This window comes from Nocardioides sp., assembly GCF_036401255.1.
GTDB lineage: Bacteria > Actinomycetota > Actinomycetes > Propionibacteriales > Nocardioidaceae > Nocardioides.
In genome coordinates this window covers 1-2562 of sequence record NZ_DASWVI010000349.1, presented here as the reverse complement: position 1 = coordinate 2562, position 2562 = coordinate 1, and the positions used below count along the sequence as shown (strand labels likewise).

Genomic DNA, 2562 nt, shown 5'->3' with positions numbered 1-2562 from the left:
GGTGTGGGTCAACGTCGCGTTCACGTCCGTGTTCGCACGGTTCACCGACATCGAGCCCGAGGAGTTCGCCCGGGTGACCGAGGTCAGCTACCTCGGCTACGTCAACGGCACCCGCAGCGCGCTGCAGGTGATGGCGCCTCGCGACCGCGGCGCGATCGTCCAGGTGGGCTCGGCGCTGGCCTACCGGGGCATCCCGCTGCAGTCGGCGTACTGCGGCGCCAAGCACGCGATCCAGGGCTTCAACGAGGCGCTGCGCACCGAGCTGCTCCACGACGGCAGCGGCGTCCGCGTGACGATGGTGCAGATGCCGGCGGTCAACACCCCGCAGTTCGACTGGGTGCTCTCCCGGCTGCCGCGGCACGCGCAGCCGGTGCCGCCGATCTACCAGCCCGAGCTCGCCGCCGACGCGGTCGTGTACGCCGCCGACCACCCGCGCCGCCGGGAGTACTGGGTCGGCGAGACGACCGCGCTCACGCTGCTCGCGAACGCCGTCGCCCCGGGGCTGCTGGACCGCTACCTGGCTCGCACCGGCTTCTCGAGCCAGCAGACCCCGCAGCCGCGCGACCCCGAGCAGCCGGAGAACCTGTGGGAGCCGGCCGACGGCGCCGGCGGCGCGGACTTCGGCGCCCACGGCGACTTCGACGCCCGCGCGCACCGCCGCTCCCCGCAGGTGTGGGCCTCCCAGCACCACGGGCTGCTGGCCGCCGCCGGGGCCGTCGCCCTCGCGGGCGTCCTCACGCGCAGGCGGGCGTCGTGACCGCGACCGCCGTCCCCGACCTGGGCCGGGCGGCGGTCACGCTCACCGAGCGCGTCGACGGCGAGGTCCGCTTCGACCCGGGCAGCCGGGCGGCGTACTCCACCGACGCCTCCAACTTCCGCCAGGTGCCGCTCGGCGTCGTGCTCCCCCGCACCGTCGACGCGGCGGTGGAGGCGGTCGCGGTCTGCCACGAGCTGGACCTGCCGGTCGTCTCCCGCGGTGGCGGCACCAGCCTGGCCGGCCAGTGCACCAACGCCGCGGTCGTCATCGACTTCTCCCGGCACTGCCACCGGCTGCTCTCGGTGGACGCGGCCGGCCGGCGCTGCCTGGTCGAGCCGGGCATCGTGCTCGACGACCTCAACCGGCAGCTCGCGCCGACCGGGCTGCGCTTCGGCCCGGAGCCGGCGACCCACCCCAACTGCACGCTCGGCGGGATGATCGGCAACAACTCCTGCGGCGCGACCGCGCAGCGCACCGGCAAGGTCGTCGACAACATCGTGTCGCTGGAGGTGCTGCTCCACGACGGCACCCGGTTCGTCGCCCGCCGCCTCGACGACGAGCAGTACGCCGAGGCCGCGGCGCAGCCCGGCCGGGTCGGCGAGATCCACCGGCGGCTGCGCCGGCTCCGCGACGACCACGCCGACCTGATCCGGGAGCGCTATCCCGACATCCCGCGCCGGGTGTCCGGCTACAACCTGGACTCGCTGCTGCCCGAGCACGGCTTCGACGTGGCCGGCCTCCTGGTCGGCAGCGAGGCGACGCTGGTGACGGTGTTGCGCGCCGAGCTGGAGCTGGTGCCGGTGGTGGCGGCCCGCACGCTGGTGGTGCTCGGCTATCCGGGCATCGCCGAGGCGGCGGACGCCGTGCCGGCGGTCGTCGAGCACGAGCCGATCGCGCTCGAGGGCGTCGACGACTTCCTGTTGCGCGACCAGCAGCTCAAGGGGATGAACCCCGAGGCGCTGGGCATGCTGCCGCAGGGCAGTGGGTTCCTCATGGCCCAGATGGGCGGCGCGGACACCGACGAGGCGGACCGCCGCGCGGAGGCGATGCTCGCGGCGCTGGGCAGGACCGACCACGCCCCGAGCGTCGCGTTCTACGACGACCCCGACCGCGAGCACGAGCTGTGGCTCGTGCGCGAGTCCGGGCTCGGCGCGACCGCGCACGTGCCGCATCGTCCGGACACGTTCGAGGGCTGGGAGGACGCGGCGGTCCCCGTCGACCGGCTCGGGGACTACCTGCGCGACGTGCGCCGCCTCTACGAGGAGTTCGGCTACGCCAGCGACGTCGGGCCGAGCCTCTACGGCCACTTCGGGCAGGGCTGCGTGCACACCCGGATCCCGTTCGACCTCTACACGACCGAGGGCGTGGCGACCTACCGGCGGTTCATGGAGCGCGCGGCCGACCTGGTCGTGTCGTACGGCGGCTCCCTGTCCGGCGAGCACGGCGACGGGCAGTCCCGCGGGGAGCTGCTGCCGCGGATGTTCGGCGCGGAGGTGGTCGCACTGTTCGAGGAGGTCAAGGCGCTCTTCGACCCCGACGACCTGATGAACCCGGGCAAGGTCGTCCACCCGGCGCCACTGGACTCCCACCTGCGGCTGGGCGGTCGCTGGGAGCCGCGGCGGATGCTGCCGCTGGCCTTCGGCTACCCCGAGGACGGGCACTCCTTCGCCCAGGCCGCCAACCGCTGCGTCGGCGTCGGCAAGTGCCGCCAGCTCACCCACGACGGGGGGACCGTGATGTGCCCGTCGTACCAGGCGACCCGCGAGGAGCAGCACTCCACGCGCGGCCGGGCGCGGCTGCTGTTC

Annotated in this window: 2 protein-coding genes; both read left to right on the top strand. The window is 74.3% G+C overall.

Annotated elements, in window-relative coordinates; genetic code table 11:
- The coding region (locus VGD85_RS16175) for an SDR family oxidoreductase (protein ID WP_331064463.1) at window positions 1-757 on the top strand (757 nt) is incomplete at its 5' end.
- Window positions 754-2562 (top strand): FAD-binding oxidoreductase (locus tag VGD85_RS16170; RefSeq protein WP_331064462.1); only part of this gene is annotated, 1809 nt, incomplete at its 3' end. The genes VGD85_RS16175 and VGD85_RS16170, both read left to right, overlap by 4 nt.